Below are 14,800 nucleotides of genomic sequence, written 5' to 3'. Positions count from 1 at the left end.
TTGGCCTTTCTGTCACAAGACGCACATGCGGTCTGGCCCTTGTCTACCGCCGGGGCGATTAACGGCAGGCTAACGTCTAAAATGCGCGCCAGTTTGCCTGGTGCTAAGGGCTTCGCAGCAGCGTGATCTCGATCCTGTCGTTGCGGATGGCCGAGCCTTGGGCCGTTGCCGGTTCACGGTCGGCATGGCCGGTCAGGCGCGCCATCCGGTCCTCGTCCAGACCGGACGATACGAGGCGCGCGCGCACCGCCTCGGCACGGCCGGCAGAGATGTTCCAGACAGGATTGTCCGCAAGCACCAGCGGCTGGGTCCGGACATGGCCGTCGATGGCGATCGGGTTGCGCACCATGCCGAAAACGGGGGCGAAGGCCTGGAGAAGTTCCACCATCACGCGCGTCGGTTCGCGCGTGTTGCCCTTGAAGATCGGTGCGCCTTCGCGCGCGAAAATTTCGACGATCAGCCCCTCGTCGGTGACGCGGGTGACGACGTGGCGCAGGGCCTCCATCTGGAGCAGGCTCTCGCCACCCACACCCATGAGCTCGCGCTCGACCTCGCGCAGGGCGGCAACCTCGGCCGCTTTCTCGGCGGCGGACTGCTGCCCCTGAACGCGCAGGCCGACGGCCTGTCCGGTCCCGTTGCGGGCCAGCGCCTGGTCCGACATGATGCTGTCACCACCGAACATGTCGGACCCGCCGCCGGACACGCGATTGACCGGAACAGTGGGCGAGAAATAATCCGCGATGCCCTTGCGTTGCTGTTCGGTGGTCGCGTTCAGCAACCACATGAGCAGGAAGAAGGCCATCATGGCGGTCACGAAATCCGCATAGGCGACCTTCCAGGCGCCGCCGTGGTGTGCGCCGCCCGCGACGACCTTCTTGCGCTTGATGATGACCGGCGCATTGGACTTGTCGCCCATGACCTCACCCTTTCTCTCACCCGAGGCCGGGATAGCAGGACAAAGATGAAGGAGGGCCTAATGGGTCGGATACGTGCCAGTGCGCCGGGCGTCGGTGGATCGCAGCCGCGTGTGGGGGCCTCTGGCAATTCGTCGTGACAGCCCCATATTCCGCCCAAAGGAGACAAGGCCATGACCGATTATCAGAAGACGCCCGACGCCATCGCCCGGCTTTCGCCCGAACAGTATCGCGTGACGCAGGAAAACGGCACTGAACGGCCCTGGACCGGCCCGTATCTGGACAACAAGGAACCGGGTCTCTACGTCGACATCGTCTCGGGCGAGCCGCTGTTCGCCTCGTCGGCCAAGTACGAGTCGGGGTGCGGTTGGCCCAGTTTCACCAAGCCGATCGAGCCGGCGCATGTCTCCGAGCTGACCGACACCAGCCTCGGGATGGTGCGCACAGAGGTGCGCTCGGCCCATGGTGACAGCCACCTCGGCCATGTCTTTCCCGACGGGCCAGCCAGCGAGGGTGGTCTGCGTTACTGCATCAATGGCGCCGCGCTGCGGTTCATCCATCGCGACGACATGGAGGCCGAGGGCTACGGTGCCTATATCGACCAAGTGGAGGATATCTGATGGCGCAAGACCGTGCCGTCCTCGCGGGCGGATGTTTCTGGGGCATGCAGGACCTGATCCGCAAGATGCCCGGCGTGATCTCGACCCGCGTCGGCTATACCGGCGGCGACGTTTCCAATGCCACCTACCGCAACCATGGCACCCACGCCGAGGGTATCGAGATCATCTATGACCCCGACACGCTGAGTTATCGACGGATCCTCGAATTCTTCTTCCAGATTCACGATCCGACCACGAAAAACCGGCAGGGCAACGATGTCGGGATGAGCTATCGCTCGGCCATCTATTACACCGACGCCCGTCAGCGTGAAATCGCGCTGGACACCATCAAGGACGTCGAGGCCTCGGGGCGCTGGCCCGGCAAGGTCGTCACCGAGGTCGAGCCCGTCGGCGATTTCTGGGAGGCGGAGCCGTTCCACCAAGACTACCTCGAACGCGTGCCGAACGGCTACACCTGCCATTTCCCGCGCCCGGACTGGGTGCTGCCGCGGCGCGACGCGGCGGAATAGACCCTAGTCGCCGAGGGTGATGATCCGCCCGCCTGCGGCCTTCGCATCCTCGGCATCATGGGTAACCATCAGGACCGGAAGGTCGCGGTCGCGGGCCATGTCGAAGACGAGCCGCCGGATCTGTGTCCGGCGCTCGGTGTCCAGCCGGGAAAAGGCTTCGTCCAGCAAGAGCGCCCTGGGCTGCGACAGCAACACGCGCAGCAATTGCACCCGCGCAGCCTGACCGCCCGACAGCGTGGCCGGGTCCCGATGCGCAAACCCCTCGAGACCAATTTCAGCCAGCGCGGCTGAGACGGCCGCTCGGCGCTCTGCGCGTGTGCCACCTGGCGCCATGCCAAAGGCAAGGTTCTGCCCGACACTCATGTGGGGAAACAGAATGTCATCCTGATAGAGAATGCCGACCTGGCGCCTGTGCGGGGGCAAGGCGGTGATATCCGCGCCATCCAGCAGGACCCGCCCCGTTGCCGTGAACGCGCGTTTCAGGGTGCCCGTCACAAAGGCCAGGAGCGTGGATTTGCCCACGCCCGAGGGCCCCATGATGGTCAGCACGTCACCGGGGGCGATGGTGCAATCGGCCTCGATCACCGTCTGGCCGCCATCGGTGATGCAAACCTGCTCCAGCGTCAGCACGTCAGACATGCAAACCCCGCCGGTTGCGCCAGACAAGGGCCGGCAGGAGTGTCGCCAGCGCAAAGGGCAGCAGCGCTGCAAGTGTCTGCATCAGCCCGTAGACCCCGATCGCCCGCCGGTCGCCGCCCGAGGCGAGCGCCACGGCCTCGGTCGTCAGGGTGGCGACACGACCCCCGCCGATCAGCAGCGTGGGCAGATATTGTCCGACCGAGACAGCCACGCCCACCGCGACGGCGGTCAGGATCGGGCGCAGCAGCATCGGCAGGCGCACCTGCCAGAAGACCCGCCAGGGTGGCGCGCCCAGTGTTCCGGCCACCACCGCATTGCGCGGGTCCCAGGCGCGCCAGGCATCGCCCAGCGATAGGAAGACGTAGGGCAGCACGAAAACGAGATGCGCCAGGATCACCGGCCCGCGCCCGACATCCGCCCCGACCGACAAAAGCAAGATCTGCAAGCCCGGCAGGAAGGCCGTCTGCGGCACCAGCAGCGGCAGGTAGAGAAGCCACAGCCCCCGCGTGGTCAACGTTCGGCCGCTGCGGTGCTCGGCCTCCAGGCAGCCCAGCACCAGCACCAGCGCGAGGCCGGTGGCAGCGCCGGCGACCAGAAAGGTCTCGGCCGCGGCTTCCAGCGTACCGGGGCCGTGCCTGTGCCAGTTGCGCATTGTGAAAGCGTCGGGCAGGGCGTCGGGAAAGGCCCAGAACCCGGCGGCCGACCAGACCGCAAGCCCCAGCAGGGCGAGCAGGGTCGCCGCCGCGGACAGCGCGCCCAGCCCGATCCCGACAAGGCGCAGGGCCGGGTCGAGGCGCCCGCGCCGGCCCGTCTCGAGCCAGTTACGGCCCAGCCGGGCGACGCCCACCTCGCCCAGCCGCCAGAGGCCGAGCGCCAACAGGACCAGCACAAGCTGCAACAGCGCCCCGGCGGCCGCGACAAGCCGCATCGCCAGGTCCGGGTCGCCCATCCACTTGACGATCTGCACGGAGAGGCTGGGCGGGCGCGTCGGCCCGAGGATCATGGCCACGTCAACGACGCTCATGGAATAGGCCAGAACCACGTAGACCGGCAACCGGATCTGCCGATAAACGGCCGGAAAGACGCACTTGAGCCAGCCCGTCACTCTATCGTATCCGAGCGTGCGCGCGGTTTGCAGTCTCTGGTCCTGCCGAACCTGTCCCAAGGCCGCAAGTGTCATCAACAGCAGGAACGGCACCTCCTTGGTAACAAGGCCCGCTGTCATCGCCAGCCCGGCCGGGTCCTGAATGACCAGAAGGTCGGGCGGGCGCGCCCAGCCCGTCAGCCAGGGCGAGGTCAGCCGGGCGAGCCAGCCCGAGGGCGCGATCAGGAAGGCAAGGCCGAAGGCTGCCGCGGCGTGCGGCACCGACAGTATCGGGGCCAGGACCCGTTGCAACGCGCCGAAAGCCCGCGTGCCCGACCAGCCGGCGGTCACCAGAACCACGATCAGCAGCGACAGGGCCGTCGCCAGAACCCCGGTCGTCACAGACAGCCTCAGGGCCTGTTCAAGGCCAGGCCAGGCCAGCAACGTGCGAAACGCGTCGAAGGAAGGGCCAGTCAGCCCGGCCCCCGGCAGATGGCCCAGCGCAGGAAGCAGCGCCCCCCACAGCCCGGCCAGCACTGGCCCGATCATGACGACCAGCGTCAGGAGGGGCAGATGGCGCAGCACTCTACTGCGCAGTGCCGTAGCGCGCCGCCCAGTCCTCGGCGATGCGTGTCATCCAGCTGGGGTGGGGTTCGGCCTGCACGTTGCCAAGTTCGGCCGGCGACAGCGTCGCGATGCCGAGGTCGAGGTCCTCGAAGGCCGCGCGGTCGTCCGACGGCAGCTTGTCCATGTCCAGCACCGTGCCGTACCCTAGCACCTCGGGGTCCTGGGCGCGCAGCTGCGCCTCGGGCGACATTAGGAAATTGGCCACCACCATGGCCCCGGCCGCCGACCCTGAATTGTAGGGGATCGCAACAAAGCTGGCGTTACCGATGGTGCCCTTGTCGAGCACCAAGGTGCGCACGGTATCGGGCAACTGGTTGTTGGCGATCGCTGCCGTCGCCTCGCCCGGGCTGAAAGAGATGGCCATGTCGATCTCGCCGTCGGCGATCAGCTGCAACTGCGCCGGGCCGGTCTGCGGGTAGGCGCGCCCCTGCCGCCAGAGCGTCGGGGTCAATTCCTCGAGAAAGGCCCAGAGCGGCGCTGTGACCGCGTCGTAGTCGGCCTCGGCCACGGGCTGTTGCAGCGCCGCGGGGTTGCCGGTCAGATCGACCAGCGCCTGTTTCAGGAAGGTCGTGCCCAGAAAATCCGGCGGCTGGGGGTAGGTAAACCGCCCGGGGTTGGCCTGCGACCAGTCGAGGATCTCTTCCATCGACCCCATCGGCGCGTCGATATCGGCGGTGTCATACATGAAGACCACCTGCGCCATGGCCCAGGGGCTTTCATAGCCCTCGGTCGGCACGGTGAAATCGGTACGCACGGTCTTGTCCTCGGTGTCGACGTATTGCCAGTTCGGCAGCTGCTCGGCGAAGGGGCCGAACAGCAGGTCGGCCTCTTTCATGGCTGCGAAATTGGCGCCGTTGATCCAGATGAGGTCGATTGCGCCGTCGCTGTCCGTGCCCGCCTGCTTTTCGCTGACCACGCGGGTAACGGCATCGGCGGTGTCGGTCAGCTTGACGTGTTCCAGCGTCACGCCGTGGTCCTCGGCCACGCGCTCGCCTACCCAGGCGATGAAGTCGTTGGTGGTGGTCGATCCACCCCAGGCGTTCCAGAAGACGGTCTGGCCCTCGGCCTCTTCAAGGACGGCCTCCCAGTCCGACGGGTCGGGCGTGGCGGCGGCGGCAAGCGGCAGGCACAGGGCGACGGCAAGCGGCAGGTGTTTCATGGATGATCCTCGGTTGCGGAAAAAACGGTTCGCGCGGCGAGAAGGCGCAGCGCCGCGGTGGCAAAGCACAGGGCGCCGAAGACCCAGGCCAGCGGGGCGAAGGCCCCGGGCAACAGGCACAGCAGGACGAAGAACAGGATGGTTTCCGTCCCCTCCAGTAGCCCGTTGGAGAAATAGAGCGACTTGACCCCCTGAGCCGAGGTCGCGATCCCGTGTTTCTCGGCCAGGATGGCATAGCCGAGAAAACTGGTGCCGTTGAAATAGAAGGCCGTAAGCAGAAACGCCCCGGCCACGCCGTTGGCCGCCGGGTCGAGCAGGACGAAGGCCAGCGGAACGGCCCCGTAGAACAGGAAGTCGCAGGCGATATCGAGGTAACCGCCAAAATCCGTCTTGCGGCTGGCCCGCGCCACCGCGCCGTCCAGCCCGTCCGCGATGCGCGAGGCGAGCAGCGGCGCCAGCGCCCAGAGCGGCTGACCCGACGCGATCATTGCGGCCGCGAAAAGGCCCAGCGCCAGCCCCGCCAGTGTGACGGCATCGGCCCCCACGCCCAGCCCGGCCACACGACGGCCAACCGCGTTGAGCGGCGGGTCGATCAGTTTGCGGGCGGCGGCGTCAAGCATGGGCACTCCTCGTTCAGGTCTTCTCGCGAAAACCGGCGCGTGTGACAATCCGATGGCCCGCCGCTTGACGCGAACGTGAGCAAGTCGTGTTTGCGCAACGAAAAACGGCCACGCTGTCAGGAGCGTGGCCGTCTATCTCGATCAGGCACCGGGCGTTTATTCGGCGCCCCCGCCAAGGCTGGCAAGGTAAGCATAGATGTTCGTGGCGTCCTCGGGGTTGCGCACGCGCCAGGACATGCGCGACCGGGCCCGGTCATCGCCGGTCGCCTCGCGCAGCCACCCGGTGGTGTCCTGCAGATAGGCCACGAAGTTCTCTTCGGTCCAGACCATGTCGGTCTCGGCCAGTTGCGAGATGCCCGGCCCGTAGCGGAAATCCTCGATCGACGCGATGGAGCGGCCGGCAACGCCGTAGAGATTGGGGCCGGTGCGCATGTTCGGCCGGCCGGCCAGCACCTCGCCCTCGTCATCGACGACATTGTGGCAGGTCACACACTGGCGGTTGAAGGCCTGTTCCCCGGCAGCGGCATCGCCCGAGGCGTCGCTCTGCGCGAAAGCCGGTGCGGCGAGCATGATGGCGGCGGCCGTGATTGCGAATCTTGTCATGACGTCTCCTAGTATGGTGGTCAGTTCGACTTGACGTGTCAGGGCAGACTAATCCGAAATGCACGGTGATCCAGCCCAAAAATGTGAGATCAGCCGGCGCGCGTTCCTTACCTTACCCGCGCTGTCTGGAGTTGAACCGGCTGGCCGTCGCGCCCCCGGCATTTCATGTAAAGACTCTGTGGTGCCGCTGAAGGGACTCGAACCCCCGACCCCATCATTACGAATGACGTGCTCTACCAGCTGAGCTACAGCGGCCACGGAGGTGCTTTAGCACCGGCGCGCGACCGAGGAAAAGGGCTATTTTTCCGCCTCTGCTCCGGCGTCCTGCCTGTCCTCGATCAGTTCCGCCTCCTCGGCGGACTCGGCGGGTGTCGAAGGCGTGGTATCGAGCTGGCCGACGATCAGCGGCAGCATCTCGGTGCCACCGGGCATCGCGACCTCGCCAACGGGCGGACGACGCCATGCCAGCGTGTCGAAGGCCTTGCAATTCGTGCAGACCGGTGCCCAGTCAGCATGGATGGTGTGACATTTGTCGCAGATCCACTGCGGGCCGCGCGGCGCCGTCAGGGCCTTGGTGAGCCAACCGCGCACCACGGTATCCGGTTTGCCCTCGCCCCGTTCGATCGCGGCCATCAGGGTCAGGCTCCGGGCCGTCGGGTCTTTTTCGATCAGGTCGCCCAGCGCCCGGCGGGCCTCGGGAAAATCCTCGGCCGCGATGTGAAGTTCGGCCAGAAGCATCCGGCTCTCGGGGTCCTCGGGCCGGATCTTGAGCAGCGGCTTGAACCGTTTCAGGCGCGCCTGCGGGCTTTCGTCAGGGACGATGGCCGCGAAGGCGCGGGCAAGGTCCGGGTGCGGGTAGCTGCCCCAGGTTTTCTTGACGACCCGTGCCGCGGCCCGGGTATTGCCCTTCTCGACATGCACTTCGGCGGCCATGGCCGCGGCGGGGATCAGTTCGGGCGCGAGACGGTTGGCTTCCAGAACAGTGTCCTGCGCCTTGGCCTTTTCGCCCGCGTCCAGCATTTCGCTTGCCTGCGACAGGGCGAGGACCGCATCGCGGCGCGTGTGGACATCGCGCGGCAGGGTCCCGGTCTTGAGCTTGGCCCCCAGCGTTGTCCGCGCGCCTTGCCAATCGGCCGTCTCGGCCTGCAGGCGCAGAAGCGTGTCCTGGGTTTCCTCGTGGCGCGGCTTTAGGGCGAAAGCCTTCTCGGCCAGCTTCATGGCCGTGTCCGTGTCGCCGTCGGAGAGTTTCTGCTTCATGATCCCGCGCACGCCGACAAAGCGGGTGCGTTCATCTTCCAGCAGCTTGCGATACGTGCGTTCGGCGACCTTTCGATCGCCGGCCATCTCGGCCGCCTGTGCGGTCAGAAGGTTCGTCAGATGCGGCTTGCCCAGATATTTCTCGGCCCGCGAGGCCTTGGTCATCGCCAACCTGCCCTCGCCCGAGGCGAGCGCCATCATCCCCTCCGACAGGGCCTCGAAGCCCTTGCGCTCGCGGTTGCGCGAGAAGTAGCGCGAGATCGCGGTCTCGTCGCCGTTGAGAAACTTGAACGACGCCACGAGGAACCCGGCCAGCTTGAAGCCCAGCCAGACAAGCGCGACGAGCAGCCCCAGAACCACGACCAGTTCCAGAACGCTCATCGTCATGCCGAAGCCGGCGACGTCAATGACGACCTCGCCGGGCACCTCCATCAACAGGACGCCACCGTAGGTCAGGGCCGTCACCAGGACCACAAAGGCCAGAATCTTCACTAGGGACCAGAGCATCGGGACAGCCTCAGTTTGTGTTCAGGGATTGGGACAGGTCGGCAATCGCGGCCAGGGCATCGGCGCGGGCCTTCGCCTTGGCTATCCAGCCGGTCATTTCGGCGCGGGCCACCTCGGGAAGGGCGGCGATCTCGTCCAGGGCATCGGACAGCCGATCTTCCTCGACCGCCGCCTCGGCCCTTGAGAGCACGGCATCCGGGTCGTCGCCCGCGCGGGGCTGGGTCGAGCGAACGTCGAACTGCTGGCGCAGGAAGGTCCCCAGCCCGCCGGTTTCCCCGGCAACGCCTTCCTCCCTCGCAGCGGCGAGGGCGGCCCGTGCGGCCGAGTCGAATTCCTCTTCGAGCGTGGCCCGCTCCGCAACACCGGTCTCGGCCACCTCCGTCAGGGATTTCGGCAATTCGCCGGCCACCTCTGTCAGATCACCCAGAAGATCCTCGAAGGGGTCCCCGGCCGACACGGCAACGCGCAGGCGGTTCAGGGCCGCCCGTCCGGCCGCGGCGCGTGCCTCCTCTACGGCCTGCTGCTCGAGCTGTTCGGCCTCGGCCCGGGCCGCTTTCAGGTCCTCGGCCGCTTGTTCGGCGATGGCGGTCACTTCGTCTCGCTGCGTGGCAAGCTGGTCTCGTTGCGTGGCAAGTTCGGCGCGCAGCGCGTCGAGTTCGCGTTCGTAGGCCGCCATGGCGCTGTCACTCAGCGTGCCATCGCTTTGCGGACGCTTTTCGACCTGTGTCAGGCGCTCATCCAGTCCGTCGATCCGCTCTGTGAGGTCGGACTCGACCATATCGATCCGCTCCGTCAGGTCAGACTCGGCGGCGTCGATCCGTCGGGTCAGGTCCTGCTCCAGCCCGTCGAGGCGATCCTGCAATGGTGCAAGGTCAGGGTTGGGCGGGATCGCGTCGATCTCGGCACCAAGGGCATCCATTCGTTCGGATTGATCCTCGATCAGGGCCGCAAGGTCGGGGCCCTTCTCGGCTTGCCGGTCAAGGTAGGTCTCGACCCCGTAGCCGATGCCCCCGGCGGCCAGTCCACCGATCAACAGCGGAACGAACCCCCCGCGCCGCCTGGCGGGTTGCTCGGGCGTCGCCGAGGCGGGCTGTGAGGCATGTTGCGACGCCGCCGAACGCGCAGGCACCGGATCGTTGGGGATGTCTTCCTCGGGCGGGTCTCCGTCGGGCGCGACGTCAGACGTGTCTTCGACGGGCGAGACGTCCTCTCGCATGGCGTCGTTCGGCGTGTTTTCTTTGGCCGTTTCGGTATCGGGCGCGTTGTCGTCGGACATGGGATCGACGTGCGGCGGAACCGGCGCAGCCTCCGGCACGTCGTCGGTCACCGAGGCGGGTTCTGATTTCCCGGTACTGACCGGCCCATCGTCGGCCGCGTCGTTCGAACCGCTGTCCGGGGGCGTTTGCTCAACGATCTCGGCGTCCTCGATCGCCTCGGGGGGGGCGTCGTTGTCCGTCGCCGATGACACCGGGCCGGTCTGCGCATCCGCATGCGACGCATCCGCATCCTGCGATTCGGGAGTCCGCGATTGCGCATTTTCCGATTTCTTCTTGGACGATTTCGCCACCTTAGCCACCCAAATCCCTGTTCCAACCGGCCATCAAACCGAATGTCAGCCTATCCTGCGACTCGTCGGGCCTCAAGCGTCGAGCTTTGCCACGCCCTGGACCATTCCGGCCAGGTCGGGTGTGTCCGCGACCTCGACTCGATCCGCGTCCAACGGTCGCGCCGCTTCGGCGACGGCCCCGCTCATGGCAACAACAATAGGCGGCGCCGAAAAGGGACCCTGCTGAGCAAGAATGCGCGCGGTTTCCGGCGAAAACAGCGGAAGCACCACCGTCTCCCTGCCCATCAGGGCGGCCCGGGCCGGCGGTGTCAGGTCCCGCGGCACTTTCTCGTAGACGATCCGTTCCTCGCAGGTCACACCGGCGGCCGCGAGCCGGTCGCGGATTTGGCCCCGACTGTCCGCGCCACGGACATGCACCAGCGGCTCCGCTGGCCTTTTGGCCAAGATCAGTGCCACAAGGGCTTCGGCATCGCCGCGGGCATTCCGCGTCTCGAATCCCGCCTCTCGCGCGGCCATGGCGGTACGGTCACCTACGCACCAGGCCGCGCGCCCGGCGCCTGGCCCTGCATGGGGCACAGCGGCGGCGGATGTCAGGACAACGTCGGCGTCCCGGTCGATGGGCGCATGGTTGACCGGCGCGTAATCGAAAAGCGGGCTGATGATCACCCTGTATCGCACTTCAATCTCAGCGGGAAGCGCACGCAGGAAGTCCTGCGCCGCTGCCTCGGGCCGGGTCAACAAGAGTGTCGGTGCGTCCCGCGCCATGCGCCCCCCGGCCATTGTCGGATCATGCCCCGAGTGTTACTTCCGACGCTATTCAGCGCAACCGGGCGAGCCATGATCACCCCCCTGACCATCCTGGGCATCGAAAGCAGCTGCGACGACACGGCGGCAGCCATCGTGCGGGGGGTGCCGGGACAGGCCGCGGTGGCGTCATCCGTCGTCTCGGGCCAGGTCGATCTGCACGCGGGATTTGGCGGCGTCGTGCCCGAAATCGCCGCACGCGCCCATGCCGAAAAACTGGATATAATGGTGGAACAGTCCCTGTCTGCGGCCGGAGTGACCCTGGGCGACCTGGACGCCATCGCCGTCACGGCAGGCCCTGGGCTGATCGGCGGAGTCCTGTCGGGCGTCATGTGCGCCAAGGGGCTGGCCGCCGCGACGGGGCTTTCCCTGCTCGGTGTCAATCATCTGGCCGGGCACGCGCTGACCCCGCAGCTTACCGACGGTTTGCCCTTTCCCTACCTGATGCTGCTGGTGTCCGGGGGCCATTGCCAGTTTCTGCTGGTGCGCGATCACGATAATTACACACGCCTCGGCGGCACGATTGACGACGCCCCCGGCGAAGCCTTCGACAAGGCTGCGCGCCTTCTGGGGCTGGCCCAACCTGGCGGGCCTGCCATCGAGGCCGTCGCGACGGCAGGCGACCCGGCAGGGGTCGGGCTGCCCCGGCCGCTTCTGGACCGGGACGATTGCAACATGTCTTTTTCCGGCCTCAAGACCGCGATACTGCGCGCCCGCGATGACATTATGCAGGACAAGGGTGGCCTGACGGCACGCGACCAAGCCGATCTCGCGGCGAGTTTCCAGGCTGCCATCGCCGATGTGCTAGTCCAGAAAACGCGCCGGGCGGTCACGGTGGCCCGATCGCTGGACCCGGCGCTGTCGCGTTTCTCCGTGGCCGGGGGCGTGGCCGCCAATGGGGCCATTCGGGCCGGACTGGAGACGGTTTGCGCCGACATGGGTCTTGAGTTCACCGCCCCGCCCCTGGCGCTGTGCACCGATAACGCCGCCATGATCGCCTATGCTGGTCTGTTGCGCCACGCCTCGGGTGAAAGCGACGACATGACCCTGTCCGCGCGCCCGCGCTGGCCGCTGGACGCGCACAGCCCGGGCCTTCTTGGGAGTGGCAAGAAGGGGGCCAAGGCATGAGCATCGCCGTCGCCGGGGCAGGAGCCTTCGGAACCGCGCTGGCCGTGGCGCTGTCGTCGAACGGGCCGGTCACCCTCTGGGCGCGCGATGCCGGGCAGGCCGCCGAGATGACCCGCATCCTCGAGAACACCCGTCGCCTGCGGGGCGTGGCCCTGCCGATCAATGTGGCTGTCACGGCAGACCCTACCGCGCTGGCCGTGTCCGATACCATCCTCGTCACCGTGCCCGCGCAACGGCTTCGGGGCTGGCTGACCGACTACCGGCGTGAACTGACTGGCAAGCGGCTCGTGTCCTGCTGCAAGGGCATTGATCTGGAGACCCTCCGCGGCACTGCCGCCCAGATCACCGAGAGCGTCCCCGATGCCACCCCGGCGGTCCTGACCGGCCCCAGCTTCGCGATCGATATCGCACACCAGTTGCCGACGGCACTCACCCTGGCCTGTGCCGCGCCGGAAACCGGTGAATCGCTCCAGACCACGCTCTCGACACCTGTCCTTCGGCTCTATCGCACGACCGATATCGTGGGCGCCGAACTCGGCGGCGCCCTGAAGAATGTCATCGCCATCGCCTGCGGCGTCTGCATCGGGGCCGGCTACGGCGAAAGCGCGCGCGCGGCCCTGATGACCCGCGGCTTTGCCGAAATGCAGCGCCTTGGTGCGGCGCTTGGCGCCCGGCCCGAGACACTGGCCGGTCTGTCCGGATTCGGCGACCTGGCGCTGACCTGCACCTCGGACAAGTCCCGGAATTTCCGCTATGGTCGCGCCATAGGGGCTGGCGAACGGTTCAATGCGGACACAACGGTCGAAGGTGCCGCAACCGCCAGCGCGCTGATCCGGCTGGCCGGGAAACTGGCACTCGACCTGCCGATTTCGACCGTTGTCGAGGGGCTGACAACCGGCCGAATGGACCCTGACAAGGCCTTGGAGACACTCCTGACCCGCCCCCTGAAGGAAGAATAACATGCTATATGCCCTGATCTGCCACGACAAACCCGGCCACCTCGACGTCCGCAAGGCAAACCGCGAGGCCCATCTCGCCTATGTCGCGGAGACCGGCGTCGTCGAAATGGCCGGCCCTCTGCTGTCGGACGAGGACGAGATGTGCGGCAGCCTCGTCATCCTGTCGGTCGAATCCGGCGCCGAGGCGCGGGCCTGGGCCGACGCCGACCCCTACGCCCGAGCCGGGTTGTTTGACAGCGTCACCGCCATGCCCTGGAAGAAGGTGATCGGCTGATGCGCTACTGGCTGTTCAAATCGGAACCGAACACCTGGGGCTGGGACGATCAGGTGGCAAAGGGCGACGCGGGCGAGGAATGGGACGGCGTGCGCAACTACCAGGCCCGCAATGTGATGCGCGAGATGTCCGTGGGCGACCGCGGTTTCTTCTACCACTCCGTCAACGAGAAACGCATCGTCGGTATCGTCGAGGTCATTGCCGAAGCGCACCCCGATAGCACAACAGAAGATCCCCGCTGGGATTGCGTGGATATCAAGGCGGTACGACCATTCGAGACGCCGGTGTCGCTCGACCGGATAAAGGCCGATCCGCGCCTGTCCGGCATGATCCTGGTGAAGAACGCGCGCCTGTCGGTACAGCCCGTCACCGAAGACGAATGGCGGATCATCTGCGCGCTGGGCGAGACGGACCCGGACTGACCCGGCCATTCCGCACGCGTCACGGTCGGCCCCGGTTCGCGCTGGCCGCGGTGCGGGCTGGCTGTCGAAAGAGCAGAAAGGGCCCGGACAATCGCCCGGACCCTTTCCGTCACCCGCGTGCTCCCATAGCCACCACACGCGTATTCGAAACTGGTCCGGGCCATCCTGGCCTTGTTACCGTTATATCCGCGTCCGGCCGGAGAGCGCAAAGCCAAAACCTCTCGCATTCCTATCAAATGCGCTACACCGGACCTGGCAGATCTGCCCGCTGTCACGGACACGCCTCAGGCGTAGACGGCTTCCTTGCCAAAATGCTTGACCAGCATGTAATAGACCACGGCACGGTACTTGTTGCGCTCGGACCGGCCGTAGGTATCCAGAACCGCATTGATCGCATCCATCAGTTGCGGACCGTCCGACAGGCCGAGCTTCTTGACGAGGAAATTGTTTTTCACGGTGTCCAGTTCGCCCTGCTGTGTCGCCGCCACGGTCGCGGAGTCCGCGTTGTAGATCGATGGCCCGCACCCGATGGTAACCTTGGTCAGAAGGTCCATGTCGGGGGTCATCCCGCATTTGTTGCGCAGATCATCTGCATATTGTGCGATCAGGTCGTCACGCTTTCCCATGTCTGTCTCCTCGCTTGCCGATCGTTCACTGGTCACTTGCGACCCAAGCCCCAAGAACTGGTGTCATTCGGACGATAGCGGCAGTTTCGACAGGTACAAAGCGCAAAAGCCGGGGTCAGGCCCGGTACCGTGCCCCCTCAATACCTGTAGTGTTCGGGTTTGAAGGGTCCCTCGGGTTTGACGCCGATGTATGCGGCCTGGTCGGGGTCGAGGGTGGAGAGCTTGACGCCGATGCGCTCGAGGTGCAGGCGGGCGACCTTCTCGTCTAGGTGCTTGGGCAGGATGTAGACGCCGGGGGCGTAGTCGTCGCCGTTGGTCCACAGCTCGATCTGGGCCAGCACCTGGTTGGTGAAGGACGCAGACATCACGAAGGAGGGGTGGCCGGTGGCATTGCCCAGGTTCAGCAGGCGGCCTTCGGACAGCAGCAGGATGCGGTTGCCCGAGGGCATCTCGATCATGTCCACCTGCTCCTTGATGTTGG

17 protein-coding genes and 1 tRNA gene are annotated in these 14,800 nt (G+C 66.4%); 6 read left to right on the top strand and 12 right to left on the bottom strand.

The genetic code is table 11. From position 1 onward, the window contains the following. Positions 1 to 103: 103 nt before the first annotated feature. Positions 104 to 916: a flagellar motor protein MotB gene (locus BU124_RS05650; RefSeq protein ID WP_084861534.1), complete on the bottom strand. Its 813-nt coding sequence runs from the start codon at positions 914 to 916 to the stop codon at positions 104 to 106. 171 nt (positions 917 to 1,087) lie between these two features. Between BU124_RS05650 and msrB the strand changes: the two genes are divergently transcribed. Further along, positions 1,088 to 1,534, top strand: coding sequence for a peptide-methionine (R)-S-oxide reductase MsrB (gene msrB / locus BU124_RS05645; RefSeq protein WP_084861532.1), 447 nt, complete (start codon positions 1,088 to 1,090; stop codon positions 1,532 to 1,534). After that, positions 1,534 to 2,043 carry a peptide-methionine (S)-S-oxide reductase MsrA gene (msrA, locus tag BU124_RS05640; RefSeq protein WP_084861530.1) on the top strand — a complete coding sequence of 170 codons (510 nt, stop codon included), beginning with the start codon at positions 1,534 to 1,536 and terminating at the stop codon, positions 2,041 to 2,043. The genes msrB and msrA overlap by 1 nt, the downstream gene beginning before the upstream one ends. Positions 2,044 to 2,046: 3 nt before the next feature. Here msrA and BU124_RS05635 read toward each other — a convergent pair whose 3' ends face one another. The 9 genes from BU124_RS05635 to BU124_RS05595 all read right to left on the bottom strand — a co-directional run bounded on the left by BU124_RS05635 (position 2,047) and on the right by BU124_RS05595 (position 10,871). Then, positions 2,047 to 2,682, bottom strand: a complete 636-nt coding sequence (locus tag BU124_RS05635) for an ATP-binding cassette domain-containing protein (RefSeq protein ID WP_084861527.1) — start codon at positions 2,680 to 2,682, stop codon at positions 2,047 to 2,049. Further along, a complete protein-coding gene (locus tag BU124_RS05630; RefSeq protein WP_084861960.1) occupies positions 2,675 to 4,315 on the bottom strand; it encodes an ABC transporter permease in 1,641 nt (546 codons plus the stop codon). The genes BU124_RS05635 and BU124_RS05630 overlap by 8 nt, the downstream gene beginning before the upstream one ends. Before the next feature lie 37 nt (positions 4,316 to 4,352). Further along, positions 4,353 to 5,552 (bottom strand): ABC transporter substrate-binding protein, encoded by a 1,200-nt coding sequence (locus BU124_RS05625; protein ID WP_084861525.1) that lies wholly within the window; start codon positions 5,550 to 5,552, stop codon positions 4,353 to 4,355. Further along, on the bottom strand, positions 5,549 to 6,172 hold the full coding sequence (locus BU124_RS05620) for a CDP-alcohol phosphatidyltransferase family protein (protein ID WP_084861522.1): 624 nt from the start codon (positions 6,170 to 6,172) through the stop codon (positions 5,549 to 5,551). Before BU124_RS05620 ends, BU124_RS05625 begins: the two co-directional genes overlap by 4 nt. Before the next feature lie 156 nt (positions 6,173 to 6,328). Then, positions 6,329 to 6,775: a c-type cytochrome gene (locus BU124_RS05615; RefSeq protein WP_084861520.1), complete on the bottom strand. Its 447-nt coding sequence runs from the start codon at positions 6,773 to 6,775 to the stop codon at positions 6,329 to 6,331. A gap of 179 nt (positions 6,776 to 6,954) precedes the next feature. After that, positions 6,955 to 7,030 (bottom strand) — tRNA-Thr (locus tag BU124_RS05610). Positions 7,031 to 7,072: 42 nt separating this feature from the next. Continuing rightward, on the bottom strand, positions 7,073 to 8,539 hold the full coding sequence (locus BU124_RS05605; RefSeq protein ID WP_084861518.1) for a heme biosynthesis protein HemY: 1,467 nt from the start codon (positions 8,537 to 8,539) through the stop codon (positions 7,073 to 7,075). 10 nt (positions 8,540 to 8,549) lie between these two features. Beyond that, positions 8,550 to 10,007, bottom strand: a complete 1,458-nt coding sequence (locus BU124_RS05600; protein WP_179141870.1) for a COG4223 family protein — start codon at positions 10,005 to 10,007, stop codon at positions 8,550 to 8,552. 171 nt (positions 10,008 to 10,178) lie between these two features. Further along, positions 10,179 to 10,871 (bottom strand): uroporphyrinogen-III synthase, encoded by a 693-nt coding sequence (locus BU124_RS05595; protein WP_179141869.1) that lies wholly within the window; start codon positions 10,869 to 10,871, stop codon positions 10,179 to 10,181. 72 nt (positions 10,872 to 10,943) lie between these two features. On the opposite strand from BU124_RS05595, the gene tsaD reads away from it, so the two are divergent. The 4 genes from tsaD to BU124_RS05575 are packed head-to-tail and all read left to right on the top strand — an operon-like array spanning position 10,944 to position 13,693. Then, positions 10,944 to 12,038 carry a tRNA (adenosine(37)-N6)-threonylcarbamoyltransferase complex transferase subunit TsaD gene (tsaD, locus tag BU124_RS05590; protein ID WP_084861511.1) on the top strand — a complete coding sequence of 365 codons (1,095 nt, stop codon included), beginning with the start codon at positions 10,944 to 10,946 and terminating at the stop codon, positions 12,036 to 12,038. Next, a complete protein-coding gene (locus BU124_RS05585) occupies positions 12,035 to 12,997 on the top strand; it encodes an NAD(P)H-dependent glycerol-3-phosphate dehydrogenase (protein ID WP_084861508.1) in 963 nt (320 codons plus the stop codon). The genes tsaD and BU124_RS05585 overlap by 4 nt, the downstream gene beginning before the upstream one ends. Position 12,998: 1 nt before the next feature. Beyond that, positions 12,999 to 13,271, top strand: coding sequence for a YciI family protein (locus BU124_RS05580; protein WP_084861506.1), 273 nt, complete (start codon positions 12,999 to 13,001; stop codon positions 13,269 to 13,271). Then, the gene (locus tag BU124_RS05575; protein ID WP_084861504.1) at positions 13,271 to 13,693 is read left to right on the top strand and encodes an EVE domain-containing protein; all 423 of its coding nucleotides are present in this window, start codon (positions 13,271 to 13,273) and stop codon (positions 13,691 to 13,693) included. Before BU124_RS05580 ends, BU124_RS05575 begins: the two co-directional genes overlap by 1 nt. Positions 13,694 to 13,977: 284 nt before the next feature. On the opposite strand, the gene BU124_RS05570 is transcribed toward BU124_RS05575, so the two are convergent. Beyond that, complete coding sequence (locus BU124_RS05570) at positions 13,978 to 14,319, bottom strand: DUF2853 family protein (protein ID WP_084861502.1); 342 nt, start codon at positions 14,317 to 14,319, stop codon at positions 13,978 to 13,980. A gap of 137 nt (positions 14,320 to 14,456) precedes the next feature. Beyond that, positions 14,457 to 14,800, bottom strand: a 344-nt coding sequence (locus BU124_RS05565; RefSeq protein ID WP_143529899.1) for an adenosylhomocysteinase, incomplete at its 5' end; no start/stop codon positions are given.

The sequence above is a fragment of the Salibaculum halophilum genome (genome assembly GCF_002094885.1).
In the GTDB taxonomy this organism is placed as follows: Bacteria; Pseudomonadota; Alphaproteobacteria; order Rhodobacterales; family Rhodobacteraceae; genus Salibaculum; species Salibaculum halophilum.
This window is presented reverse-complemented; position numbering and strand designations above follow the sequence as displayed.

Coding starts and splice junctions, on each gene's coding strand:
- BU124_RS05585 (WP_084861508.1), top strand. CDS start 12,035: ATGAGCATCGCCGTCGCCGGGGCAGGAGCCTTCGGAACCGCGCTGGCC.
- BU124_RS05635 (WP_084861527.1), bottom strand. CDS start 2,682: ATGTCTGACGTGCTGACGCTGGAGCAGGTTTGCATCACCGATGGCGGC.
- BU124_RS05615 (WP_084861520.1), bottom strand. CDS start 6,775: ATGACAAGATTCGCAATCACGGCCGCCGCCATCATGCTCGCCGCACCG.
- BU124_RS05650 (WP_084861534.1), bottom strand. CDS start 916: ATGGGCGACAAGTCCAATGCGCCGGTCATCATCAAGCGCAAGAAGGTC.
- tsaD (WP_084861511.1), top strand. CDS start 10,944: ATGATCACCCCCCTGACCATCCTGGGCATCGAAAGCAGCTGCGACGAC.
- msrB (WP_084861532.1), top strand. CDS start 1,088: ATGACCGATTATCAGAAGACGCCCGACGCCATCGCCCGGCTTTCGCCC.
- BU124_RS05625 (WP_084861525.1), bottom strand. CDS start 5,552: ATGAAACACCTGCCGCTTGCCGTCGCCCTGTGCCTGCCGCTTGCCGCC.
- msrA (WP_084861530.1), top strand. CDS start 1,534: ATGGCGCAAGACCGTGCCGTCCTCGCGGGCGGATGTTTCTGGGGCATG.
- BU124_RS05570 (WP_084861502.1), bottom strand. CDS start 14,319: ATGGGAAAGCGTGACGACCTGATCGCACAATATGCAGATGATCTGCGC.
- BU124_RS05580 (WP_084861506.1), top strand. CDS start 12,999: ATGCTATATGCCCTGATCTGCCACGACAAACCCGGCCACCTCGACGTC.
- BU124_RS05630 (WP_084861960.1), bottom strand. CDS start 4,315: ATGATCGGGCCAGTGCTGGCCGGGCTGTGGGGGGCGCTGCTTCCTGCG.
- BU124_RS05595 (WP_179141869.1), bottom strand. CDS start 10,871: ATGGCGCGGGACGCACCGACACTCTTGTTGACCCGGCCCGAGGCAGCG.
- BU124_RS05605 (WP_084861518.1), bottom strand. CDS start 8,539: ATGCTCTGGTCCCTAGTGAAGATTCTGGCCTTTGTGGTCCTGGTGACG.
- BU124_RS05620 (WP_084861522.1), bottom strand. CDS start 6,172: ATGCTTGACGCCGCCGCCCGCAAACTGATCGACCCGCCGCTCAACGCG.
- BU124_RS05575 (WP_084861504.1), top strand. CDS start 13,271: ATGCGCTACTGGCTGTTCAAATCGGAACCGAACACCTGGGGCTGGGAC.